Source organism: Iodobacter fluviatilis (genome assembly GCF_900451195.1).
GTDB classification, from domain to species: Bacteria; Pseudomonadota; Gammaproteobacteria; order Burkholderiales; family Chitinibacteraceae; genus Iodobacter; species Iodobacter fluviatilis.
Genome location: NZ_UGHR01000003.1, coordinates 247,088 through 270,391, shown reverse-complemented (window position 1 = coordinate 270,391; position 23,304 = coordinate 247,088). Strand labels below are relative to the sequence as shown.

Genomic DNA, 23,304 nt, shown 5'->3' with positions numbered 1-23,304 from the left:
GATTACGATTTCCACCAGCCAGTAGATGAATTCTCACTGCCGAAAAAAAGCTCTTCTAGGTGGTCTTGTCGCCAAGGGGTGATTTTTGTATTCGCACTAAACGCTTCTACTATTGGAAAAAAAACCTTCCCAGCCCAGGCTGCTGAGTAAATTACATCTAATGTAAAACCGGCTTCAAAGAGGGCTGTAAGATTCAGTGCCTTGTGTTTCGTTACGTGGCTCTCCAAGCGTTGGATCAACTCTTGTGGAATATCCTCCCCTGCAAACCGATTCATGTTAATGAGGTGGTGACGCACTGGGTGGTTGAGTGGCTTTTTATCTGTCCAGACTAAATACTCCATCCTAAACGCTTCAAACCTTTCTCGATTGTGCTCAAGCGTTTGTTGCTTTGAATGCGTTAAGAAACGTTCTGTTTTTATTTCGATTACTAAGATTTGGCCAGATGGACGTACAGCAAGAAAATCTGGATATATTTCGGAGCCAAATTCGGCTTCTAACGTTTTAAATGGTTGTTCTTTGAATTGCCTAATTAAGCCGAGTTTTTGGCTGTATTCAAGCGCTAAAAGCGCACATGCTTCTGTGCGACCTTGCGCCCCCATCATACGATTCATTGCTGGGACGATTTTCTGGTGATATTGCGTATGCTTTGACTGACCCTTATTGGCCCTGACGGGCGGTGTTTTAAATACAACGGCTAGCCATGCTGGGGTACCCATTTCAGGTGAATTCACTGTTTCCATTGGAGTATTCCTTTTGGGTAAATTTTCTTGCTCCTCTTTGCATTCGATAGACGAATTGATTGCAGCTTTTTGTCAATTTATTGACGAAAAGGAGCAACCTCGACTCTTGAAATCGATAGCAGTTTTGATGAGGTTGGATTGACGCCAGAAGGAAAGCTACGGATACTGAGTTTTCGAGAAGCAGTATCTGTAGTTGCTTTGGCGCCTAGCCCTTCGGGGCTAGGTTTGCTGATTGAGCTAAGTCATGGTGTGCTCTCCAAACTAGAATGCTGTGCAAGCAAAGATGTTCGGTTATTGCTAGATTTTGCGTCTATTGCAATGATCGCGGTAATGGCAGTAATTTGTGCGGTAGTGAGTTGCTTGAGCTTGTTTGCGAAGAGGATAGCTAGCGAGACTTGCTCGAAGGTGGCGCCAACTGCGAAATCGCCCAGCTGACTGTCGGCAAGAGCACAGTTGTAGAGCAAGACCGTTTCCTCGCTACTCAATTCAAGTTGAGTTGCAAGTTGTTTGATGAGGCTGTCGGAGTTTGGTGGTTTTTTTCGGCCAGTTTCGATGCGGGAAAGTTGGCTGGGATCCATACCTATGCCATGGGCGACCGCCTTCTGGCGCATCCCTTTTTGGAGCCGTAGGCAAGTCAACGTGAATCCAAAAATCATTTAGGCTACCTCCTGATGGAAATAGTCTAATATAAATTATTATTTAGCGCAATAATACCCAGTATATAGTATATCTAAAATGATGCTTTTGTCAAGTGCGTTGGTATTGGATTTTTAAAAAATAAATATTGGATAGTTTTAAGGTATGAAGCTATTTATTTTATTAGTTTTTTGCTATTTTATTCCTGATTAGGTCTCTTACTCTTTGTGCACGGCAAAACTCGTATATGGGATTGCAGTCATTGTTCGCACCAAACCAGTTTGAAAGTAGGAATTCTCATCGACTGCGTTTTGATCCGGTGCGGCTTTTCATTCGAAGCGCTCAAGTCTTGGGCAGAAAGCGCTTTTGTTCCGAAGTGGTGGGGAAATAGGGATTTTAGCACCGAGTTCAAGCCCCCAAAGGTAAGGCAGGAACGGATATTGGTGCATTAAAGTGGCTGAATGTGATGCTGGGGAGGGCTTAAAAACGGAGCAATCCGGCACTTACCATGCATTCAAATACAGTAAATATGCAGGTCGCTATTTGGCAAAAATGCAGCGCCGATTTATTCGGCGTTTGATTTGTGCGCTCTTATTCCCCGCATGCATGTACGCCATGCTCATTGTTAAGCTTAGTCCACGAGGGTGATTAACTGAGCAAGAGGCATAATCAGGTTTCCGTGAGTTGGACCAATGAATCAGCGATTTGAGCGTTTTCTGCATCTAACTTACGAATATAGCGATTGCACGTTGTACTCATTGAAAAGCTGGCGCAAGCCGAACGAATAGAAACTGCCTTAGTTTCAACTGCCCATTGAGCCATCTCGCGATACTGATATGGTTTCATCACTTTTTTGACATGGCCTCCTTGATAATATCCGCCTGCATTGGGGCTTCGATATACATCTTTTAAAGGCGCTTATTTTCGTCCTGCAGCACTTTCATCCGCGTCATGATGGAAACGTCCTAGTCGGCAAATTTAGCTCACTATTTGTAGAAAAAGGCGGAACTCATGCCTTACTTGCGGCACAGATCAGGAATGGTCGAGCCGGCTTCCGCTTGCTTGAAAATCGCAATAATCTGGCTGTCAGAATAGCGTGCTGTATTCATGTAGAACTCCCCAAAGACAACGAGAAAATTCTACTTAAAAATATGCTGATTTTGTGTGTGTGGAAGGCGGGCGCGCCTCACGGCAAATAACGAAATGAATTTTCAAAAATTTACAACCAGTAACATAGTAGTTTAAAAATACAACTGATTATTTACTATAGTTAAAATTTTTTTGACAGCTATCAAGTAAATATTTACACTGGAAAAAATGACAAATACTGACAAAAAGCAAAGAATTTTAATTGTTTGTTAGTAAGCACTTTAATAAGTATTGCCATGGGTTTAGTAAGTAAAGTGGCAATACTGATAACCGGGTCCAGATTCTATGCCTTCCGGGCGTAGTGATGGCTGGTCGCGCTCAGTTGCCGCGGCCAAGGCTGCGCATGCAGCCCATAATGCAACTAATTAAAACAAAGGAAATTTATTATGCAATTAAGCGAAGACGATATCCAATTCAGCCCAGCTCAAGCCGTTGTTGGCCCGCAGCACAAGCTATTCTAAGCCCGCATTAGCGGACTTGCAGGGAGCTTTTGCTCCCTGTTTTTTTTGGACCTTTCTAGGATGTTCGATGAAGACAGTAGGGCAAAATTCAACAAGCAAGTTATTGCTCATTGGCGATGGATTTTCTGCATTTGGTACATGGATCGACTTCATCGCGATCTTGACCTTATCTGCCTACCAGTACCATGTAAGCTCTATAGAAATGGCAGTAGTAAGTGCGGCAATGCTTTTACCCGGCATACTATTAGCCCCGGTCATCGGCCGCATTTGCGATCAGAGAGACCCTAAGCAAATACTGCTGCTCTCCATCATCTTTCGTGTGCTCTGCACCGCTGGCGTATTGTTGCTACAAAACTTCGGTGCATTTCTGATACTTATCAGTTTGAGATCGATATTTGCCAGCGTAGCACCACCTGCAATCAATGTAATGGCAATTCGGTCGTTAAATCAAACAGCACTGCCGAAATTTTACTCCGTTCTAAATATACTCAACAGCGCAGCCAAGATCATAGCGCCTGCGCTAGGTACCATATCAAGTTCACTCTCAAGCGAAGCATTCGCCTTAATCATGTCTGCTGTGTTCTCAAGTGCATCGTTTGCCGCGTTCTCAATGGTACGCACTCAATCTGTTTCCCGCCAAGACGAGCAGAGGCACTCAACCACAAAAGAAACTAGCATCACAACGATGATGCCATTCTTGTGGATTGCGGGCTCTTATGCTTTTTTTGTTTTTATGGTCAACAATCTTGTGCCCGTTGCATTGGAGCGCTCAGGATTCGACAAATCCTTACTAGGAATTTTGATCAGTTGTTCTGGCGCTGGAAATATTCTCTCTGGAATATGGCTAGCCAAAAAATCAGCTACAGGGATTAGCTCATCATTAAGTGGCCGCCCCTCTGAAACATTGACACCGGCCCTGTTACAAGCGTTGGGTTTTGCTGTTATTGCTTTACTACTATGGTCAGAAATAAACCACAAAGCCTATATTTTACCTGTCGTTTTTTTCTTCATTGGTACTGTTAGTGCAAGATATGCAATTGCATTAAACATTCACATGTCTACACACCATGGGCATTCAATTGGTGCTGCTTCCGGGGCTCTTCAATCAGCACAAAACATCATGATTCTACTTGCCCCAATGCTAGGAGCAATCGTACTTGATAAAGCAGGCGCTGCAGGTTTATTCGCTACCGCAGCTGCAACGGCTTTTCTGCTCTACGCCTTATTTATCGCCATGCAAGCGCTAGGCATGCTCAAGTTCCAACATTCAAAAGCTTAAAAAGTCAGGGGAGATAAAACAAATGTTACTGCAAGAGTTCGTTTTTGGTGAAATATCAATTGAGCGTTTCAAAGCTGAATTTCTCGACAAGCAACCACTGCTTATCAAGGGAGCCAATCGCTTATATGAACACGTTAATATGGAAAGTATTGATGACCTTCTAAACGCAAACGAAGGCAATATTCACGCATTTACTCGTGTACTGATTGGCAGCGAAGACCAAGTAATTCATGCTAATCCACTCTTCTTTGCTGAGACCCAAAAAACGTTCATTGATAAGCAATTTCAACTCGGAGCAACGATCAAGGTAGAAGATTTCGAGTTTCGACACCCTCTAATGGCCAAAATATGCCGTGCTTATGAAGCCGAGTTTGGGGGAGACACCTACGCAATGACATTTTTAACCCCTCCCAAACAACAAGGATTTGGTATCCACTTTGACCCTGTTTCATCCTTTATAACGCAGCTTTCCGGACGTAAACACTGGAAAATATACCCTGAGCATACGTCTTTTCCCACAAAAACAATGAACCGACCTCTGGCTGGAGTTCCGATGCCAGATCCGCTCATTGAAACGGTTATAGAGCCCGGTGATTTGCTCTATATCCCCGCAGGCTTCCCACACGAAGCAATGTGCACTGACTCACATTCTTTACATATGACAGTAGGAGTTGGCACTCATCGCCCTGTAGAGCTTTTGCAATATGCTCTACAGGAGCTACTAGAACAGTACGTTGAACTGCGACAACCTGTTTATCCCACCGCCCCAGATTTTAAAAACCGCATAACGCTTGCACGTGATGTTTTGGCAAACGCGGTATCCGAAATTGATGTGGATACGTTAATTTCCAACTTCAAAATCGCATATAGTGCAAACCGAATTGATGCACAAAAGTATGGGCTTGCCAATTACGCGAAAGCTTACCAGTTGTGCCCAGATAGTCTGGTTCGCTGTGTACCACATAAGCCATCATACATTGAAGTTCATGGCGATAAGCTTTGGATTCGAGCCTCATCAACCATTCGACCTGGGCGCCCTTTACTAACAGCCCCACCACACATAGAGCTCCCAGCCATAGCAGAATCTGAAGTTCGCCAGCTACTTACGTCCACAGTCCCCGTCACAGTCAGAGAGTTACATGGCGAGTTGGACCTAGCTTCGAAGGTTGTACTTGCACGAAAATTTTCAAACATGGGACTTATTGAAGTAGTTGATAGTTCTTTGGTTGAACACTAAATTAAACGTCGATGGGAACAACACTCATGAAGCTATTTACCGGTGAAAAAGGATGGAAAACCTCTTGGCTTTCTACTGTGAAAGCACATCTACACACCAGCACTCTCGTTGGCCTACCTCTTGAGAATTTGCAATTAGATTTCTTTCCTGATACAGACCAGCTTCTAGCCGACATTCTTGATGTTTTCAAGCGGAACAGAGCAAATCTGGATATATCACGTGGCTACCAGAATGGTAAGAGAGTGGAGTCCCATCAGCTTATCCTAGATGAAACATGGACCAGTATCATAGAAGCCTGCCGTAGCAACAAGGTCATGCTAAACATTTGCCAGTTACAGCGAGAAATTCCCTATATTGGCGAGCTAGCAGCAATGCTGTCAGGGGCACTCTGTTGTAACGTCCGTATTGATGCTTTCTGTAGCGCAGAGGGTATGGCAGCAACCCCGATCCACTATGATTATGACAACGCCTTTGTAGTACAAATGGTAGGCTCAAAAAATTGGCGCTGCTATGACAACCTTGCCAAGGTACGCTTTCACTTTGGCGGCTATCAAGTGGATCCATCAACTGTCGGTCCCAAACATCTCGAAATTGTAATGAATCCAGGCGATGGAATTTTTATCCCAGGCGGAACACTTCATGAAGCATTCACTACTGATGATATATCAGTACATCTTGCCATTGATCTTGACCCGATCCTCCCAGTAAAAGCAACTGCATCGTGGATGACAGGAAAACTACTCGCGATAGGGCAACTCGGTGATGCCCACCACGAACTGACTCTCGATAATGTAGAAGCTTTACGTTCTCATGCCATCGCAGAGTATTCCGGCATGACAGCAGAATCTATGCTGTATCAGAACCACACGTATCGTCTTTGGAGCCAATCGACCTACATTCGCATACCGTGGAAGCCGCTTGATCGCAATACAAAGAGGACTCAATCATTTTGCCTCGCTCCAGGAGCAATGTTCCGCATGGCTTCAGACGAAGAGGCATTAAAAATTGAGTACGCCACCCACGTCCCGGCTGCAGCTACCGCTCATAGTTGGACCTTTTTACCAGCATCAGCCAGCTTACCGGTCAACATTCAACCAATTCTAGAAACCGTTATACAACAGTCGCACGGCTTCACACTGGAAGATATAGATAAGATGATCAACCCTGACAGCACACATGTCCTTATGAATGCACTAGGACGAATGGGTATCATATATCCCTATTCACCATCGAACCGGGGCTGATACTGTGGAATCAATATATGGCCCAAAATATATCATCAACATAATTTGAGAATAAATAAAAATATATATATTTCATAGAGTTAATAAAAATTGACTCTATATCCCCTAACTAGGCAAGGAGTATTTACATGCAGGACGTACGCTTTGATAACTCAGCTGACTATTTCGTGGATTGGCTCCGCAAACCAATTAGTGATAACAAATTTGAGTTTCGAGCCATGTCCTCACAACTTCACTTTACGTTGAACTTAGTATGGCTAGATAGTTTTCTGAGCATGCATGAAGGGATGCTCGATACGTTAGTTAAACTGAATCTCAACGGAAAACCACTTGATGTACCAGTACGGGGAGCGGTGCCAAGCCAGAAACATTTTTTGGTGTCAGCTTTGCGCGATGGAGCAACGGCAAAGATTGAGCAAATGGAGACGATTCACCCCAATGTTTCACTCTTTTGCCTAGGGCTAGAACGTGGTTTATGTGCAAAAACCTCCGCAAAGATATTTATTACACCTAAAGGGAATGCCGGATATCCTCCCCATTTGGATTCCACTGATGTTCTTGTAATTCAACTAAGCGGCAGAAAATGCTGGAGCATTTTTGAGAAAATAGTAGAGTCACCGATCAGCGGAATGTCTAGATTGATGACTGAGCAGGAAGCCAAAGCACACTCCGTTGATATTATGATGAGCCCAGGTGATGTGCTTTTTGTGAGTGGCGGCGTAGGCCATAAAGCAGCTTGTAATGAAGACCATTCCATGCATATCAGCATCGGGATTGAACATCTTACGGTCTACGACATATTGAAACACCGCCTTCACGAATTAGCCATCCAGTTACCTGAATTACGAAAAAAAATTAACACAGAAGACCCAAGTACTGTTCAAGAACTAATCGCGGGTTTAAATACATTCAATATTAAAGCTTTTGACGACCGTAGCCCCTTAGCTGCTATTTCACATGTCCGACGAGTGATAGCTTCTACCCGTCCTTATCACAAAGACGACTCTCTAGCCTCAATACTAACGCCACCAGTTGTTGACAAATCAAGCATTATCAGTGCAGTACCATGGCGTAATACAGAAGTAGTTGACTCTGCGACTCGTATTCAGGTTTATGCAACTGGTACAGTGGGAAATCAAACACCGCTATCAGCACCTTCTCTCAACCTACCTGCTTCTGCCAAACCAGAAGTAGAGGCTTTACTTAAGACACAGACCCCCATATCTCTCGCGAACCTACCTGGCTCATTAGATATAGAATCTCGTGTTTTAATAGCTAAGTCGCTTTTACAAATGGGGCTTATCGAGTTACATACAGGTAATCCTCCCACAAAACCAGTTCATTTTTAAGTAGGATTTTCTCTTGGTCTTTGAGGCGTTCTACATGAAAGCCGTGGGCAATTGATAATGCCAGATTATGTTGATTCTAAAGAAGGTCGAAGCAGATTTGACCGTTGCTGACCTGTACCACGAGAACGGCATGAGCTCTGCCTCTTTTTACAAGTGGCGTGCTAAGTTTGGGGGTATGGGCGTCTCAATGATGACCCGGATTAAAAAACTGGGGGACGAAAATAATTGTCTTAAAAAGATGTATATCGAAGTCCAAATGCATGTGGACATTATTCAAAGAGCCCATATCAGTGTGAATCAGCGTGCAAAGATTTCCAAGTGTCCGGGGTAAACAACATCCAATAGTTTCCACACCGGTTGTGTAACCGTCCGGTATTTTGCCGGAGAAACCTAGGGTGTTATCCATGGACTCCATTACCGAAATTCGGCGTTGCCATCTCATCGGTCACGAGAGCATTTGTTTCATTGCCCTTGATCTTAAATTCTTCCGTCCTACGGTGTGCAAGCACCTTAAAACGACCGGGGCATCTTCCTATCTGCTTGCTCGACAGCCTCAGTCCAAACTGGGCCGGATTTCAAATTCTCCTAGAGCAATGGCTGGAAACAGAGTGGCTCATTCCTGTCCAAAGCTCAGCGCAGAACCGCATAACGTTGCAAATTGAGGGTGATACCGAGGCTAATGAAAGCACTCAGCGTTTCGTGAAACCGTGGAAATCCAACAAAGTAACACTCTGTAATAAGCAGACCTTTGTCCCGCTGGTCTTTGCGCTAGGCGAGGTTTGTTAGTTTGACTGGTGCTATGAGCAAGCCGAAATCAATGGCGTATTTCAGACCATTAAAGTGGCCCATTTCCGCTTAACCTATAGCCGGCAATGCTTTGTGGTGGCCTATCCACGGGAAACCCAAGAGATGGTCTTCTATGCGCATGATCGCGCCTTTGCCTTCTTCGGTGGTGTGCCGCTGCACATGGTATATGACAACCTAAAGTCCTCACAACCAACCAGTCCTTTCGGGAATGGGTGACGGGATTCGGGGAAGTCAAGGTGGCAACAGTACTGCTGGACCGGATAACGCATCATTGCGAAATTATGGACATAGGAAATGATTTGTTCAGGTTCAAACAGCGTAAAAAAGAGGGGAGACAGGTAACTGTAGTCTCTACCGTAACCTCCCAATGTCCAATAGTCGCCAAGATACGCGTTCCGTAGATAATTAGCTCTAGGTAGACCGGTACTTCTAAGTGGCCTGAGGCGGTACCGAGGAATTAGGTATATCGCATTAGCATGATTTTTAGGGTGGCCGATATAGCTTAAGTAATTCAATTAAATTGCTCTTTGAGTCTGGATGAGCGTTGATAAGTAATACACAACCAGAGGTATAAAAATCGTCGGCGCACCTCTCCGTGTTTTGCAGAGATAATTAATGGTTTTTGAAAGGTTTATTTATTGTTGCATCTATTTCGATAAGGAGGAATGGATATGGATATGCCCGAAGATTTTATAAAAATGAAGGGAAATCGTGAGGTAATGGTGAAAATCTATAAAATCACACCGATTAGAAGATTTCAATGCGTGCCTGGCCGGCCTGTTTATGGTCTATATCATCCACCGTGTACCCATCGAGCGTATCAATTTACTGCGCAAAAAAAGGGTACTTCAGCGCCAATTTTTACATTTTTCACAGGACATGCCGTTGGAAATGAGTTGCTAGCTTTACTTAAATGCTCGCTCCCCCCACTTGAAACATGGGAAATGGATATTGGATCGCAAATTGGTAAAGGTGGAGGAGATGGTGGCGGTGGCGGTGTACCTTCCCTGCCAATTGACCCGTTTAATATAGCGTTATTACGTCTGCTGAATTTGTTTTTTCTTCGCCATAAATTTGACCCTTCAAAGCCAACTGGCAAAATATTTGAAGAAATTAATCGTGCTCCTGGGGTACCCCTGTACCGGGGAGCAAAGCAAATTAATTCAGTCCTCATTCGTTTCAATGAAACGTCAGCAACATTGGTTGGCTGGCTGACCTCACAAGTAAATGCTGCACGTATTCGCCCTTATGATTTTTCGATTTTACACAATTATTTGCAGGAACTGCCTTTGCCACTATCCGATATTAAAATCGGCAGCCCATACTAATTAAATATTTTTTAAGCGATGAATTTCTTAAATTAATTATTTATGGGGTTAGAACCTAACGCATCAAACATCACTGGTTTGTTGCTATACGTATGGGTGGGCATGTGGAAACAAGACTACAAATGAATCGAATCATCAAAGTTAGAGTCTAACTGTGATGACATGTGAGCTTAATTTTGATGATGGGCAGGTAGCGGGCAATTTGGTCTGGTGTGCAGCGGCAGGCTTTTTTAGGATGGCCCAAGTAGCCACAGGGGCAGGGATTCATAGCGGCAATTAGTTGAAAATCAGCCGGAAATTCGGTGGAGTGTGCCGCTCGGGCAATGTGGATTTTCTGGCTTTCTAATGGCTCACGCAAGACTTCCAAAACCTTTCTGTCAAACTCTGGTAATTCGTCTAAAAACAACACTCCGTGATGCGCCAAAGAGATTTCACCAGGCTGTGGCACACTGCCTCCGCCCACTAAGGCCACTGCGGATGCTGTGTGATGAGGGGATCTGTAAGCTCTGATCCCAAAGCGGCTGGCGTCCAGCCGCTCTTTACCTAATGATTGAATTCTGGCGGCTTCCAGCGCTTCCAGCTCGCTCATTTCTGGCAGTAAGCCGGGTAAGCGCTGTGCCAGCATGGATTTACCCGTGCCAGGAGGGCCAATAAGCAGCAGGCTGTGTCTGCCCGCAGCAGCAATTTCTAAGGCGCGCTTGGCCTGTTGCTGCCCTTTTACCTCGCTTAAATCGAGCATGGCTGGCGGGGCTCCAATCGCGACCGGGGTGGCAATGGGAAGTGGATCACTGCCGAGTAAATGCCTGCAAACTTGCATCAGATGATTGGCAGACAGCACGCTGGCACTGCTGAGTAAGGCGGCTTCAGCGGCGCTGTCTGCGGGAAGAATCAGCGTCCTGCCCACGGCTTGGGCGGCCCAGGCCATACCTAGTGCACCACGAATAGAGCGTAATTCACCCGATAGCCCTAATTCGCCGGCGAACTCAAAATCATTCAGCTGCTCTAAAGGAAGCTGGCCACTGGCTGCCAGAATTCCTACGGCAATGGGTAAGTCAAACAGACCCGATGATTTGGGTAAGTCGGCAGGCGCAAGGTTTACGGTGATGCGACGGTTTGGAAATTCAAAACCACATACCGCCAAAGCAGCCCGCACACGCTCCCTGCTTTCTTTGACTTCTAAATCGGGCAGCCCTACCAGATTAAAAGCCGGTAAACCGTTGGCCAGATGGATTTCTACCAGCACGGCGCTTGCTTCTATTCCTATCATGGCGCGGCTATGAACAATGGCAAGAGACATTCAGCAGGCTCGAAGTGGATTCCTTATAGTGTAGGTAACAATACGACGATGAGTCGTGGGATGTTTGGGTTTGAGTATGTTTACGCGCAATTACACTAATCGATCAGCCGTTAGCCACTTGGATTTTCATCAGGACGGTACATGTTTTAATCATGGCATTGTAGGTACGCAAATGGATGCATCGTATGCTGCTTGAAAAATCGATTGAAGAGCAGGTTCCACTACCAGACTTCCGTAATTTTGGAGTGATGTTACGTATTTTGCTGCTGATCCACCTTGGCATGTTGGCTTACGTATTGCTGGGACTTTCTGCATGGGAGGAATGGCCGCTCAGGCTGGGTGAGGCGGCAATGTGGGTAGAGCCACCGCTGCTGGGCACTTTATTTGTGCTGTCTGTTGTTATGCCCTGGCTGAATTGTTTCTCTTACAGGACGGGCACTTTGGCTGTGAGCGCACTGGCTATGCTGCTGGTTTTTGGCCAGAGAAAAGTTTTGTTCTCTGTATTACAGCCTGCAACGGCCTTGCTTCCTGCGCTTCTGTTTACCATGATGTTGGTAGTGTCTGTGATGCTTTATCTGCGTTTACGCTGGAAATCATTGTCACCCAGGCTAACAGAAGCAAGATTGGCGGCTTTGCAGGCAAGAATCAGGCCGCATTTCTTTTTTAATAGTCTGAATGCGGTGCTGTCCTTAATTCGCAGCGAGCCAAGGCGTGCGGAGCAGGTACTGGAAGATCTGGCAGATCTGTTCAGGGTGGTCATGGTCGATAAGCAGCAGCTTTCTACGGTGGAATGTGAGCTGGAAGTAGCGCGCCGTTATCTGAATATTGAGGCCGTGCGTTTGGGAGACAGGCTAAAAGTGGAGTGGGATATCGCACCATCATCCGTGATGGGCGCCCTGCCCCCGCTTTTATTACAGCCCCTGCTAGAAAATGCGATTTATTACGGGGTAGAGCCCATTTTAGATCCTGGCCCGGTACAGATCAGCATTGCAGTAAAAGATAAACATATTCATCTGGGTATTAAAAATTCTCTGCCGCCAGCAGGGACGGTGAGCCAGCATAAGGGCAATGGAATGGCACTGCAAAATATTCGCCAGCGGCTGTTGCTCCACTTTGATGCTGAAGCCAATTTAAGCACTTACGCGAATAACGACTATTATCAAGTACATATCGTCTTGCCTTACCGGGAGATTCCCCATGGGAACGCCACTGCGCCTTTTTCTTGTTGATGATGAAATACCCGCCTTGCGCAGGCTGCAAGATGTGCTGGCCGACGTTGCTGACGAGTGCCCGCACGATGTGGTTGGTACCGCTACCAGCGGTATGGCCGCCCTTGCTGCTTTAGCCGAAGCTGATGCCGATGCGGTGATTGTGGATATCCAGATGCCGCAAATGAGCGGCATTGAGCTGGCTCGGGAGCTCAGCCATTTTTCACATCCGCCAGTGGTGATTTTTGCTACGGCTTTTGAAGAATACGGCGTGGCCGCTTTTGAGGTACGTGCTGTGGATTATCTTTTAAAGCCTATTCGTAAAGAGCGGCTGATTTCTGCTTTAAAACGGGTGCAGGACATGCGCACTGCCAGATCTCAAGCAGAGCCAGCCAGCCATGCCCGCACACATTTCAGCGTAACAGAGCGTGGCCGGGTGCACTTAATCCCTGTTTCGGATGCGTATTATTTAAAGGCCGAGCAAAAATACATTACTTTACGCACGCGCGATCGTGAGTATTTGCTGGAAGATTCTCTGACCCGTTTAGAAGAAGAATTTGGTAATCACTTTGTGCGTATACATCGTAACTGCCTAGTAGCACGCGACATGATGTCTGGCTTTGAAAAATCAGCAGTCGGGGGGAGCGAAGCGCACTGGCAGGTGATTTTGCGCGATTTACCTGAGCGTCTGGCTGTTAGCCGTAGGCAGCAGCATGTGATTAAAGAGCTTAAAAAACTGGAGAGTGAAGGCAGGTAAAGGGGCTGGAATACATCTTATGGTTGCAATGCTTTCCCCTTCCCTGCCGATCATTATTTAGGCCAAGCTAAATCCCAAGGCGCAGGAATGTTAGCTAGTTGTTCTTTCAGGTCTTGAAAGGCAAAACCTGTTTCCGGGGCTAGCAAGATGCGCTGTTGCTCCCCTCGATAATCAAAATCTAAAGCCCAAGCATGTAAATAGCCGCGATCCGCAGGCGTTCCGCCATAGCGCTCATCACCCAAAATAGGGCTGCCCAAGCTTTTAAGTGCCACGCGCAACTGATGGGTGCGCCCACTAAGCGGCCTTAGTACAAATAGCCGCTTAGCTGTTGCCTTATCTCCAAAGCTAAAAAATTGTGTGGTTGCTTTTAGCTCGCCCTCCCGGCATAAGCGCCATGATCCTCCCCTGCCCTTTTCCATTGCCCCCTTGATCCAGCCCTGTTTTTTAGATGGTTTTTTATCTGAAAGGGCTAGGTAATATTTATTAATCCGGTGCTCAGCAAATGCATCTCCAAAGTAGCGGGCTACTTCTGCATTTTTGGCAAAAAGCAGTAAACCCGAGGTTAGTTTATCCAGCCTGTGCACTGGCCAAAGTGGCATTCCACCTAGCTCATGGCGTAAAACCTCTACAAAGCCCGCTTCTCCATCTTCTTGGTGAAAAGACAGGCCTGCGGGTTTGATGGCAACCAGAAAATCGGGGTGCTCATAAGCAATAAGAGTGTGATTTGTATATAGGGGCATGCTTGGCTAAGGTAAAGAGATTACGATGAGAGACATCTTGCTAAATATAGGACGTAAGCATAATCAGATGCGCAAAAAGAAACTATTATGGCAAGCCATTTTAATCTCGATCCTTACCTGCGTGGCGGTCACTTTATTTGCTGCCTGGCTGGCCAGAGAGCAGGCCAAGGAAAATTTACAGGCATATCTGCAAGATGTGGCCGAGCAGGCGATGATGCGTAGTGATCGTGTGTTCACTTTAAGCGGTCTTTTTCTGGATGAGCTGGATCATTCAGCGCTAAATGATTGTAGTGAAGCCCATCAACAGCGTTTAAGTGAAATTGCTTTTGACGAGCTGTTTGTGCGGAGTGTTTTATATGCTCCCGACAATATCGTGCAATGTTCTGCTTCCAGCCGCCGGGTTTATCCGCTGCCTGCGTGGGACCAGAAAACCACTATGGGGCGCTCACTTTGGTTTGAGTTTAAAGGGCGTTTGCCTAAACCCTCTCTTTTGTATGGTACGGGTCCTCATTATGCAATGATTAATCCACTCTATTTAGTTGATATTTTGCCCGCACAGAAACGGGCGCTATATATCGAGGCTGTGCTGCATCAGCGGGTATTGGCCAGTACCAAAGGGGTAAGAGTTAAAACAGATCAAGCATGGTTGCAGCAATCCAGACTGAGCAAAAGTAACCCTAATTATAAAATTACAGCCTATTTACCCCCTGCGGAGCTACAACGTGCATGGCTCACTTACTTTAAAGACCTGCTGCCTTTAGGCATTGTGCTTTGCACCCTGCTTATCGGCATTATTGTCTGGCTGACCCGCCGCAGCTTTACCATGGGGCTGGAAATCATCGAAGGCCTGCAATTGGGCGAGTTTGAAGTGCATTATCAGCCGATTGTGGCTCTGGCTTCCGGAGAAGTGAGTTCTGCCGAGGCGTTATTACGCTGGAAAAGACAAAATGGCTCCAAAATCAGTCCTGATCTGTTTATTGGCTATGCAGAAGAAAACGGGCAGATTAGCCTGCTGACACAATTTGTACTGGAAAAGGTGGCCTCTGATTTAGCGCAGCTTGCAAATATGGATATTGCTGTCGCTGTGAATTTATCAGGGGAAGATTTAGCTTCGCCATTGTTTGTAGAAAACCTAGCGGCCCTTTGCAAAAAGCATCAGTTAGCCCCGAAACGTATCAAGCTGGAGATCACCGAGCGCAGCCTGGTTATGGGCCAGAACGAGATTGCAGTGATTACCCGATTGCGGGAAGCGGGCCATATGATCTTGATTGATGATTTTGGCACGGGGTATTCCAGCCTTAGTTATTTACATAACTTACCGGTAGATATCTTGAAAATCGATAAAAGCTTTGTACAAGCACTGGGTAGTGGTGCGGCAACGCATCATGTGGCATCGCATATTGTACAAATGGCGAAAGCATTGGGCTTGAGCGTGGTGGCAGAAGGAATTGAAACCAGTGGGCAGGCTGATACGCTTAAAGAAATGGGTGTGGAATGGGGCCAAGGATGGCTCTATGCCAAGGCGATGACCTATGCAGATCTGAAGCAATTTTTGCAGGGCCCTACCCCCGTATCGCTTAAACCGCTAAGCTTCACCCCTTTGTCTGAAGCCGTATGAAACTGACTTTAATAGCTGTTGGGCACAAGATGCCGGATTGGATCGACTCTGGATATAAAGAGTTTTCTAAACGAATGCCCCGCGATTTTCCGCTGCAATTGCTTGAGCTGAAGCCCGATAAACGTGGCAGTGGCAAAACGGCACAGCAAGTAATGGCGGACGAAGCCGAGCGCATTCTGGCTGCTATTCCGCAAGATGCCCGCGTTCTGGCGTTGGATGAACATGGAGCCAACTGGACGACCATGCAGCTGGCCGAGAAAATGAAAACCTGGCAAATTGATGGCCGCGAAACGGTATTTATTATTGGCGGCACCGATGGCCTTGACCCAAGCGTAAAAAAACGTGCCGACCAGCTATTACAACTCTCCGCCATGACCCTGCCCCATGGCATGGTCAGAGTCATCCTCGCCGAGCAGCTTTATCGGGCCGTATCGATCATCAATAACCACCCTTATCATCGCGAGTAATGCTTGGTCTTGCTGGATGGGTGGCGCCGGTTTTTGGCGATACCCATCACCCGGCCATCCCTTTATTCTAAAACCTAATATAAAAAACCATGCCAACAACCCAACTCTATCTTGCCTCTGGCAGCCCGCGCCGCCAAGAGCTGCTGGCGCAAATTGGCGTTCAATTCGAGCGCATCTCGGCCCCTGTCGACGAAACGCCTTTGGAAAACGAAAGCGCCAGGGATTATGTACTTCGTCTGGCTAAAGCCAAGGCAGAAGCAGGCTGGCAAGCCATGCTGGCACAGGGAAAAAATCCCCTGCCCGTTTTAGCCGCTGACACCACCGTGGTGCTGGATGGGCAAATTTTGGGTAAGCCGCTGGATGCCAGCGACGCTGCGGCCATGCTGGCGCAGCTCTCCGGCCGCAGCCACGAAGTGCTGACCAGCCTAGGTTTACGCACTAACACCGGCACAGAAGTGCTGTTGTCAGTCAGCTCAGTTACCTTTATGCCGCTTAGCCCTGCCCAAATCGCCGCCTATATTGCAAGTGGTGAGCCTATGGATAAGGCGGGCAGTTACGGCATACAAGGCACGGCGGGGTTGTTTATCTCTGATTTGCAAGGCAGCTTCAGCGGCGTAATGGGCTTGCCCCTGCACGACACAGCCACCCTGCTCGCCCGCCATGGCTTGGGTTTGCTTGCGGTTTCAGCATAAAAGACTTTAATTTTTGCCTGAAAGTTGGCTGGCTTTAAGCCTATTCACAATGTGCTTACAATATGACATTTGGAATAAATGATCTGCCTGATGTCAAATTTGGTCTCTACCTGACCATTTTCGTCACATTGCAGTTGGCCCCAGCAATAAAAAAAGCCCCAGTTGGTAATGCCGTTCACTTAAGGTATTGGTTTTGCTTCCCCCTTTGTAAAAGGGGGATTGAGGGGGATTTTCCTTTGGTTTTTTGCTTATTTAAGCTCAGCGTCAACTGCAAATCCCCCCTAGCCTCCCTTTTTCAAAGGGGGGAACTCAAGCAAAACGGCTTAAGTGAACGGCATTTGCCCTAGGTGGGGCTTTTTTTATTTAAATCAGATGGTGCCGTTGAGGTGAATCGAACACCCGACCTACTGATTACGAATCAGTTGCTCTGCCAACTGAGCTACAACGGCAGCTGCCTAACAGGCAGTACACAACAAAGTATAAGGCACTCACCGTTGGTCTGCCGACTAATCCCACCGTTAATCAGCTTACCCCTAAAACCTACACCGTCAGGCACCTATATTGCATTGTCATACTCAAGCAAAGAACATATTTTGCATGCAAGTGCTCAGGGAAAAAAGCTTTTAAATCAAAGGTTAGGAGCAAGAAATGAAAAACATGCAAAAGGGTTTTACCCTGATCGAATTGATGATTGTTGTAGCCATTATCGGTATCCTGGCAGCAGTGGCGATCCCCTCTTATCAGGACTACACCAAGAAAGCGAAATTCTCTGAAGTGCTGAGTATTTCTGATTCGTACAAGCAAGCGGTAGCACTGTGCCATGCAGATTTAGGCACTTTTACGGGGTGTGATGCGGGTACTCAGGGTATTCCGGCTGCGCCTGCGGCTACAACGGGGCTTGCTGCTGGCGGCACCATTTCAGCAGGGGTTATTACATTTACAGGTACTACTGCTGCAGGTGGATATACATCTGTTTTATCTCCTACTTTAAATGCAGCAGGATCTGCAATTACTTGGGCACAAACAGGCACTTGTCTGTCTGTAAAATACTGCCGCTAATAAGGTATTTATAGATGAGCTGGTTTGATAATAACTGGCTCATTTTTTTAAAATATTTAATTATTATTAAAAATGCTTAATTATTAATATAAATATTTGGAGTATGAAATGAGGAATATTCAACAAGGTTTTACTTTGATTGAATTAATGATTGTTGTGGCAATTATCGGTATTTTAGCTGCGGTGGCTATTCCGTCTTATCAAGATTACACTAAAAAAGCTAAATTCTCAGAAGTACTCAGCATTTCTGATTCATATAAGCAAGCTGTCGCATTGTGCCATGCTGATTTAGGCACATTTACAGGGTGTAACTCGGGTACACAGGGTATTCCGGCTGCACCTGCTGCTACAACAGGTCTCGCTGCTGGTGGTACAGTAGCGAATGGTGTTATAAATTTTACCGGAACTACTGCTGCGGGTGGATATACTTCTATTTTAAGTCCTACATTAAATTCCGCAGGCTCAGCAATTACCTGGGCTCAGTCTGGTACTTGTCTTAGTGTTAAATACTGCCGTTAATATTTATCTAAAACCCAGGCTTGCAATAAGGCAAGTCTGGGTTTTTTTATAAAATAAAGGGGATGGCATTGAGATATTACAATACGAAGTATGTTTTTTTTATACATGTATTTCTTATAGTGCTAATTCCATTTGTTTTGTACTTCATGTTTTTTAATAACCCTATTATGTTTGACGATAATTATTTTTTTAATGGCGTTGTTCATGATCAGTTTTTAAATAAATATTTTGATTTTTCTTTACGATGGCTGCCTTATGCAACATTTGAATGGACCCGCGTTGCTTTTGGAAATGATGTCATATGGCTTCATTTAGGAAACTCAATTATTCATGCCTGTAATGGTGTCCTTCTGTACATTTTATTAAAATATCTTTTTAAAGAAGTAATAAAGAGTGAAGTCAAAGGTTTATCTTTAGAAAATACCGCGTTTTTTGCAAGTTTAATTTTTTCCCTGCACCCAGCTGCTGCATATTCTGTAGCTTATTTATCACAAAGAAGTATGCTGATGGCTACTTTTTTTGCGTTAGCCATGTTGCTTTTGTTTATTAAAAGCATTATTTTTGAAAATAAATTATTTTTATACGTTTCAGCATTGTTGTATGGCTTGTCTGTGCTTTGCAAAGAAAATGCCATTATGTTGCCGAGCATAGCATTTATGTCAGCAATTTTAGTAAGAAAAGACGTTAAGAATATTTTGAAGTTTAGCTGGCCATATTTTTTAATGTGCACTTTTATTGCGGCTTATGTATTCTATGCTAAAAAAAATGAAATAGATCTGTACGGCTCAGCATATGAATTAGGTGCTCCGGCTATGTTTTCCCGGTTGGCATTAATTGATCCTGATTTTAACGTAAAACTAGCCTATCCACTTTCAGTATTTACACAGGCAGGTTTATTTTTTAAATATTTAATGATCTGGTTTTTACCTTCTTCGCGGTGGATGTCAATAGATATTTATGAAGTTTTTGCAACCAAATTTATATTATTTCCTCAGTTGCCTGCTGCCATATTCTATGTTTTATTTCCATTTCCATTTATGTACTTATTGAAAAAAAGAGGTTTACCGGGGTTGTTAGGCTTTTCTTTCCTTTGCCCATGGATAATGTTTTTTACAGAGTTTTCAACGATACGCATTCAGGAATCATTCGTTATTTATCGCAGCTATATTTGGCTTGTTTTTGTATCTTGCGCTTTGCCGTTTTTTTTACAAAAATTGAATGCTAAAAAATCAATTATATTGCTAAGTGCTATAGCCGTGCTGATGTTGCCATTAACTTTACAAAGGTTGGTTAGTTTTTCTCATCCATTATTATTATGGGACGATGCAGCCAGATTACTGGATGGAAAAGAAAACAGGCCTGGTGTAGAGCGTGTTTATCACAATAGAGGCTTGGCTTTTTTTAAAGAGAGACAATATATTTCTGCGCTTAATGATTTCAATAAGGCTTTAGAAATATGGCCGCAGTACAGCTTTGTTTACAATGACAGAGGAGCTGTTTATCTTGAAATGCAGGATTATCAAAAGGCGCTGGAAGACTTTAATCGGTCCATTTTATTAAAGCCAGATTACTTCAGACCCTATCTGGGTCGCGCTCGTGTTTTTGAGCTTCAGGCAAAGCCAGAGCTAGCCAGAGACGACTACATTAAAGCATGTACATTAGGCCTTACTGCTGCCTGTACCCGATAATTAGTGCACTTGTCGGGAAATACTTTGAGTTCACTTGTTTTATAAGCTGGCATGACTATTGCTTAGTACTCCCCCGTGAATGTTTTGGTTAAGTGAAACGCAGGGTTTCCTTCTGGAACATTATATGGGAGCGATAAATATGAAAAACATGCAAAAAGGTTTTACCCTGATCGAATTGATGATCGTTGTTGCGATCATCGGTATCTTGGCTGCTGTAGCGATTCCTTCGTACCAAAATTACACAGCAAAATCTAAATTTGCTGCTGCTTTAGCTGAGACAGCGTCACCAAAGACTGGTGTTGATGCTCGTATTGCTGACGGAACAGTTCCTACGAAAGAAGATATTGGTATTAAGCAAGCTACAGCCAATTGTACTTCGAATCTCTTGAATGGTTTTTCATCTTCATCGGAAGCTGGTACTATTGTTTGCACAATCAATGGTGGCCCTAAAGCTGTATCAGGCAAGAAAATTACTCAAACTCGTACTTCAGATGGCCAATGGTCTTGCTCTTCAGATGCTGATGCTGCAGCAAAATCAAAAGGTTGTGACGCATAATATTTAGCCTTAAATTCGTTAGAGGTTAGCTTAATAAAAAACGCACAAATGAATTTTGTGCGTTTTTTTTGAAAAGAAAAAATGAAAAAATATAATAGAATTATATTGTTTTTAGTTGCTTTACTGCCATTTGTATATTTATATCCCTATCGGCCATATGGAGCTTGGATAGCCGAAACAAGTGCGCTTATTTTGGTTGCACTTATGTTGTCATTCAGTAATGAAGAAAAAAATAATCGTAGCTTTATTGGCCCTGTACAGATTGCCTTTTTGGGGCTAATATTCTCCGCGTTTTTAAGTAAAATTGTCAATTCCCCATCTTATGACTCAATTTTAATTATATATGTGCTATATTTATTCATAGGGTTTTTTATAGCTCACTACATATATAATTTAAATGACAAAAATGAAGTTGTATATTTAATTGCAAAAGGTCTTTTTTTGGGAGGGTTTGTTAATTTTATTTTTTGTATTTCTAAAATGTCAGGTTTTTTTGTTATTTACTCTCAGTGGGTTAATGGGTTGCCTTTTTGGGTGCCACATATTAATGTAGATAGAACACCAAACGGTTTCATGTTTCAGCGTAATCAATTTGCAGACTACTTGTTTATGAGTGGTGCAGCAAGCTGCTATTTATATACCCAGGCAGAAATAAAAAAAATAACGTTTGTTGGTACAATTATTGCTCTTGGCTTGGCCATTTCTTTGTCTATGTCCAGAACAGCCTTGTTATATATTGCGATGGGATTTACCGTTGTCGCCCTATTGCATTTCAAAGGCGATGATACTAAAAAATTTAGTAAAGCTTTCTTATGGTTTTTGGCCTCTTGTATCTTCTTTCAGATACTTAGCCCATATTTGAATCAAATAATGGTTGAATACTTCCCTTTATTAACCGAGGGAAGTGGATTAAAGCGCTTGGGCGCTGGTGTTAATGATACGCGCTGGCCTGAGTGGCAAAAAGCCTGGCATACCTTCCTAGCAAACCCTTGGTTTGGTACTGGGGTGGGCACATATGCCGCGGCTAGTTATCAATTAGGCGCGCAGTTTCCTTATAAAGGCGGGGAAATTGTTTATCAGTTATTTGCACATTGCCATAATATCTTTTTACAACTGCTGGCAGAAACAGGCATATTAGGCGGAATCAGCTTGTTGTTTGGCACAATAGCTGTAGTATATGGAATTATAAAAAACAAACTGGATATCCATGCCGCCTTTGTACTAATTGCACTGTCTACCATGTTTATTCATAGCCAGCTTGAATACCCGCTTTGGTATGCTTCTTTCTTTATCTTATTTACTATTTTGGCGTCTACTGTAAAGCTGGACTTGTATAGTTACACATCAACAGCAAGGTCAGGTGTTAAATATATATTTCCAGCATTTATTCTTGTTGCAAGTATTTATGGATTATATTCGGTTGTAAAATTGATTGATTTGAATAATCGGTATGAAAGCGGAGCATATTCCGAAGCTTTAGTGAAAGAAAGTGTATCGCTCGGGGGGAATTTACTTGTTGAGGATATGGCTGATTTTTATACTTTAGCAATGCTTAGCCTAGACGATAGAAACTTGGACTATAAGCTTTATTTAAGTAGCAAAATTTTGAAATTCCGCCCTCATGCAGAAATGATATTCAGGCACGCTATTTTTATTAGTTATAAAAATAGGTCAGATGAAGGTGCGGCAATTGTGAAGAATATATTGGATCAATATCCACAGTTTATTGCTTCATTTAGAGAAAGTTTTGTTCCTCTTCAAAATGATCCGCGGCTAGAAAAGATAAAAATAGTATTGCAGCATAACTATTAAAAAATAGGCCATTAAATTAATATGTAAGCCATATGCTTTTGTAAGGCGCTAAGGATTCTTAGGGCTAGGCTTTTCATTTTTAATGAAAAAATAGGATACTGACTATTTGTGAGCGCTGAAATTCTCACTTATTTTTCTTAGATAGTTGTTGGAGTGCAATATGAAAAACATGCAAAAAGGTTTTTCTCTGATTGAATTGATGATTACTGTGGCAATTATCGGAATTTTGTCTGCAATAGCGATTCCCTCATATGCGAATTACCAAGCGAAAGCAAAGATGGCTGCGGGCTTGGCTGAAGTTACACCGGGAAAAACAGTAGTAGAAGTAAAGTTGAATAACGGTGAGATCATTACAAATGCAGCAGCTATTGGCTTAGCAGCTAATACCAATAATTGCGCAATTACTGTAGAAGTTGCGAATACAGGTATTGTATTTGTTTCATGCTTAATGACCAATGCGCCAGGAAGAATTTCTTTGGCAAAGATTACATGGACGCGTGCTGTTGGTGGTGAGTGGACTTGTGCGACGACAGGCATTTTGGCGGGCTTTGAGGATTTAGCGCCTAAAACGTGCAAACAGGTGTAATGGTTTAATAAGTTGTGGCACGTTGTGCTGAATGAGAAAAGTGATAACACACAATCCCGTATCTGTAATGAATGC

Annotated in this window: 22 protein-coding genes, 1 tRNA gene and 2 pseudogenes; 19 read left to right on the top strand and 6 right to left on the bottom strand. The window is 44.1% G+C overall.

The window, feature by feature from the left end:
• Positions 1 to 2 precede the first annotated feature (2 nt).
• From DYD62_RS16620 to DYD62_RS24460, 3 genes are all read right to left on the bottom strand, one after another.
• Entirely contained in the window at positions 3 to 740 is a 738-nt protein-coding gene (locus tag DYD62_RS16620) for a hypothetical protein (protein ID WP_115228541.1), read from the bottom strand.
• A gap of 242 nt (positions 741 to 982) precedes the next feature.
• Entirely contained in the window at positions 983 to 1,396 is a 414-nt protein-coding gene (locus DYD62_RS16615; protein WP_115228540.1) for a helix-turn-helix domain-containing protein, read from the bottom strand.
• A 996-nt stretch (positions 1,397 to 2,392) separates the two neighbouring features.
• On the bottom strand, positions 2,393 to 2,485 hold the full coding sequence (locus tag DYD62_RS24460) for a transposase (protein WP_339360925.1): 93 nt from the start codon (positions 2,483 to 2,485) through the stop codon (positions 2,393 to 2,395).
• Between the two features lie 568 nt (positions 2,486 to 3,053).
• On the opposite strand from DYD62_RS24460, the gene DYD62_RS16605 reads away from it, so the two are divergent.
• The 8 genes and pseudogenes from DYD62_RS16605 (at position 3,054) to DYD62_RS16565 (ending at position 10,230) form a co-directional block, all read left to right on the top strand.
• The gene (locus DYD62_RS16605; RefSeq protein WP_115228539.1) at positions 3,054 to 4,265 is read left to right on the top strand and encodes an MFS transporter; all 1,212 of its coding nucleotides are present in this window, start codon (positions 3,054 to 3,056) and stop codon (positions 4,263 to 4,265) included.
• A gap of 22 nt (positions 4,266 to 4,287) precedes the next feature.
• Positions 4,288 to 5,502 (top strand): JmjC domain-containing protein, encoded by a 1,215-nt coding sequence (locus tag DYD62_RS16600; RefSeq protein ID WP_115228538.1) that lies wholly within the window; start codon positions 4,288 to 4,290, stop codon positions 5,500 to 5,502.
• Between the two features lie 26 nt (positions 5,503 to 5,528).
• Complete coding sequence (locus tag DYD62_RS16595; protein WP_165928784.1) at positions 5,529 to 6,746, top strand: JmjC domain-containing protein; 1,218 nt, start codon at positions 5,529 to 5,531, stop codon at positions 6,744 to 6,746.
• 128 nt (positions 6,747 to 6,874) lie between these two features.
• The gene (locus DYD62_RS16590; protein WP_115228536.1) at positions 6,875 to 8,095 is read left to right on the top strand and encodes a JmjC domain-containing protein; all 1,221 of its coding nucleotides are present in this window, start codon (positions 6,875 to 6,877) and stop codon (positions 8,093 to 8,095) included.
• Positions 8,096 to 8,162: 67 nt separating this feature from the next.
• Positions 8,163 to 8,426 (top strand): transposase, encoded by a 264-nt coding sequence (locus DYD62_RS24455; protein WP_115228535.1) that lies wholly within the window; start codon positions 8,163 to 8,165, stop codon positions 8,424 to 8,426.
• 509 nt (positions 8,427 to 8,935) lie between these two features.
• On the top strand, positions 8,936 to 9,118 hold the full coding sequence (locus tag DYD62_RS24450; protein WP_165928785.1) for a DDE-type integrase/transposase/recombinase: 183 nt from the start codon (positions 8,936 to 8,938) through the stop codon (positions 9,116 to 9,118).
• A pseudogene (locus tag DYD62_RS16570) lies at positions 9,094 to 9,303 on the top strand (ATP-binding protein); the annotation flags it as partial. The gene DYD62_RS24450 and the pseudogene DYD62_RS16570, both read left to right, overlap by 25 nt.
• 270 nt (positions 9,304 to 9,573) lie before the next feature.
• A complete protein-coding gene (locus DYD62_RS16565) occupies positions 9,574 to 10,230 on the top strand; it encodes a hypothetical protein (protein WP_115228531.1) in 657 nt (218 codons plus the stop codon).
• Positions 10,231 to 10,420: 190 nt separating this feature from the next.
• Here DYD62_RS16565 and DYD62_RS16560 read toward each other — a convergent pair.
• A pseudogene (locus DYD62_RS16560) lies at positions 10,421 to 11,527 on the bottom strand (YifB family Mg chelatase-like AAA ATPase); the annotation flags it as partial.
• 185 nt (positions 11,528 to 11,712) lie between these two features.
• Here DYD62_RS16560 and DYD62_RS16555 point away from each other — a divergent pair.
• Together DYD62_RS16555 and DYD62_RS16550 are read left to right on the top strand one after the other, a co-directional pair.
• On the top strand, positions 11,713 to 12,756 hold the full coding sequence (locus DYD62_RS16555) for a sensor histidine kinase (protein ID WP_165928786.1): 1,044 nt from the start codon (positions 11,713 to 11,715) through the stop codon (positions 12,754 to 12,756).
• Positions 12,725 to 13,492: a LytR/AlgR family response regulator transcription factor gene (locus DYD62_RS16550; RefSeq protein ID WP_046353753.1), complete on the top strand. Its 768-nt coding sequence runs from the start codon at positions 12,725 to 12,727 to the stop codon at positions 13,490 to 13,492. The genes DYD62_RS16555 and DYD62_RS16550 overlap by 32 nt, the downstream gene beginning before the upstream one ends.
• A gap of 53 nt (positions 13,493 to 13,545) precedes the next feature.
• Here DYD62_RS16550 and DYD62_RS16545 read toward each other — a convergent pair whose 3' ends face one another.
• Positions 13,546 to 14,232: a TIGR01621 family pseudouridine synthase gene (locus DYD62_RS16545; protein ID WP_115228528.1), complete on the bottom strand. Its 687-nt coding sequence runs from the start codon at positions 14,230 to 14,232 to the stop codon at positions 13,546 to 13,548.
• 67 nt (positions 14,233 to 14,299) lie between these two features.
• Between DYD62_RS16545 and DYD62_RS16540 the strand changes: the two genes are divergently transcribed.
• The 3 genes from DYD62_RS16540 to DYD62_RS16530 all read left to right on the top strand — a co-directional run bounded on the left by DYD62_RS16540 (position 14,300) and on the right by DYD62_RS16530 (position 17,009).
• A complete protein-coding gene (locus DYD62_RS16540; protein WP_165928787.1) occupies positions 14,300 to 15,850 on the top strand; it encodes an EAL domain-containing protein in 1,551 nt (516 codons plus the stop codon).
• On the top strand, positions 15,847 to 16,317 hold the full coding sequence (gene rlmH / locus DYD62_RS16535) for a 23S rRNA (pseudouridine(1915)-N(3))-methyltransferase RlmH (protein ID WP_115228526.1): 471 nt from the start codon (positions 15,847 to 15,849) through the stop codon (positions 16,315 to 16,317). The genes DYD62_RS16540 and rlmH overlap by 4 nt, the downstream gene beginning before the upstream one ends.
• Before the next feature lie 89 nt (positions 16,318 to 16,406).
• Complete coding sequence (locus tag DYD62_RS16530) at positions 16,407 to 17,009, top strand: Maf family protein (RefSeq protein WP_115228525.1); 603 nt, start codon at positions 16,407 to 16,409, stop codon at positions 17,007 to 17,009.
• A 373-nt stretch (positions 17,010 to 17,382) separates the two neighbouring features.
• Here DYD62_RS16530 and DYD62_RS16520 read toward each other — a convergent pair.
• Positions 17,383 to 17,458 (bottom strand) — tRNA-Thr (locus DYD62_RS16520).
• A 199-nt stretch (positions 17,459 to 17,657) separates the two neighbouring features.
• Here DYD62_RS16520 and DYD62_RS16515 point away from each other — a divergent pair.
• From DYD62_RS16515 to DYD62_RS16490, 6 genes are all read left to right on the top strand, one after another.
• On the top strand, positions 17,658 to 18,068 hold the full coding sequence (locus DYD62_RS16515) for a pilin (protein ID WP_115228523.1): 411 nt from the start codon (positions 17,658 to 17,660) through the stop codon (positions 18,066 to 18,068).
• Between the two features lie 108 nt (positions 18,069 to 18,176).
• On the top strand, positions 18,177 to 18,587 hold the full coding sequence (locus tag DYD62_RS16510) for a pilin (RefSeq protein WP_115228522.1): 411 nt from the start codon (positions 18,177 to 18,179) through the stop codon (positions 18,585 to 18,587).
• Between the two features lie 167 nt (positions 18,588 to 18,754).
• A complete protein-coding gene (locus DYD62_RS16505; protein ID WP_165928788.1) occupies positions 18,755 to 20,275 on the top strand; it encodes a tetratricopeptide repeat protein in 1,521 nt (506 codons plus the stop codon).
• A gap of 139 nt (positions 20,276 to 20,414) precedes the next feature.
• Positions 20,415 to 20,831: a pilin gene (locus tag DYD62_RS16500; RefSeq protein WP_115228913.1), complete on the top strand. Its 417-nt coding sequence runs from the start codon at positions 20,415 to 20,417 to the stop codon at positions 20,829 to 20,831.
• Between the two features lie 81 nt (positions 20,832 to 20,912).
• Positions 20,913 to 22,643, top strand: a complete 1,731-nt coding sequence (locus DYD62_RS16495) for a PglL family O-oligosaccharyltransferase (protein ID WP_115228520.1) — start codon at positions 20,913 to 20,915, stop codon at positions 22,641 to 22,643.
• A gap of 160 nt (positions 22,644 to 22,803) precedes the next feature.
• Positions 22,804 to 23,229, top strand: a complete 426-nt coding sequence (locus DYD62_RS16490; protein WP_115228519.1) for a pilin — start codon at positions 22,804 to 22,806, stop codon at positions 23,227 to 23,229.
• The last annotated feature ends 75 nt before the right edge of the window (positions 23,230 to 23,304 follow it).

Bases quoted from the DNA above. Each gene is read 5' to 3' on its own strand.
- DYD62_RS16620 (WP_115228541.1), bottom strand. From the start codon at position 740: ATGGAAACAGTGAATTCACCTGAAATGGGTACCCCAGCATGGCTAGCC.
- DYD62_RS16615 (WP_115228540.1), bottom strand. From the start codon at position 1,396: ATGATTTTTGGATTCACGTTGACTTGCCTACGGCTCCAAAAAGGGATG.
- DYD62_RS24460 (WP_339360925.1), bottom strand. From the start codon at position 2,485: ATGAATACAGCACGCTATTCTGACAGCCAGATTATTGCGATTTTCAAG.
- DYD62_RS16605 (WP_115228539.1), top strand. From the start codon at position 3,054: ATGAAGACAGTAGGGCAAAATTCAACAAGCAAGTTATTGCTCATTGGC.
- DYD62_RS16600 (WP_115228538.1), top strand. From the start codon at position 4,288: ATGTTACTGCAAGAGTTCGTTTTTGGTGAAATATCAATTGAGCGTTTC.
- DYD62_RS16595 (WP_165928784.1), top strand. From the start codon at position 5,529: ATGAAGCTATTTACCGGTGAAAAAGGATGGAAAACCTCTTGGCTTTCT.
- DYD62_RS16590 (WP_115228536.1), top strand. From the start codon at position 6,875: ATGCAGGACGTACGCTTTGATAACTCAGCTGACTATTTCGTGGATTGG.
- DYD62_RS24455 (WP_115228535.1), top strand. From the start codon at position 8,163: ATGTTGATTCTAAAGAAGGTCGAAGCAGATTTGACCGTTGCTGACCTG.
- DYD62_RS16565 (WP_115228531.1), top strand. From the start codon at position 9,574: ATGGATATGCCCGAAGATTTTATAAAAATGAAGGGAAATCGTGAGGTA.
- DYD62_RS16555 (WP_165928786.1), top strand. From the start codon at position 11,713: ATGCTGCTTGAAAAATCGATTGAAGAGCAGGTTCCACTACCAGACTTC.
- DYD62_RS16550 (WP_046353753.1), top strand. From the start codon at position 12,725: ATGGGAACGCCACTGCGCCTTTTTCTTGTTGATGATGAAATACCCGCC.
- DYD62_RS16545 (WP_115228528.1), bottom strand. From the start codon at position 14,232: ATGCCCCTATATACAAATCACACTCTTATTGCTTATGAGCACCCCGAT.
- DYD62_RS16540 (WP_165928787.1), top strand. From the start codon at position 14,300: ATGCGCAAAAAGAAACTATTATGGCAAGCCATTTTAATCTCGATCCTT.
- rlmH (WP_115228526.1), top strand. From the start codon at position 15,847: ATGAAACTGACTTTAATAGCTGTTGGGCACAAGATGCCGGATTGGATC.
- DYD62_RS16530 (WP_115228525.1), top strand. From the start codon at position 16,407: ATGCCAACAACCCAACTCTATCTTGCCTCTGGCAGCCCGCGCCGCCAA.
- DYD62_RS16515 (WP_115228523.1), top strand. From the start codon at position 17,658: ATGAAAAACATGCAAAAGGGTTTTACCCTGATCGAATTGATGATTGTT.
- DYD62_RS16510 (WP_115228522.1), top strand. From the start codon at position 18,177: ATGAGGAATATTCAACAAGGTTTTACTTTGATTGAATTAATGATTGTT.
- DYD62_RS16505 (WP_165928788.1), top strand. From the start codon at position 18,755: ATGTTTGACGATAATTATTTTTTTAATGGCGTTGTTCATGATCAGTTT.
- DYD62_RS16500 (WP_115228913.1), top strand. From the start codon at position 20,415: ATGAAAAACATGCAAAAAGGTTTTACCCTGATCGAATTGATGATCGTT.
- DYD62_RS16495 (WP_115228520.1), top strand. From the start codon at position 20,913: ATGAAAAAATATAATAGAATTATATTGTTTTTAGTTGCTTTACTGCCA.
- DYD62_RS16490 (WP_115228519.1), top strand. From the start codon at position 22,804: ATGAAAAACATGCAAAAAGGTTTTTCTCTGATTGAATTGATGATTACT.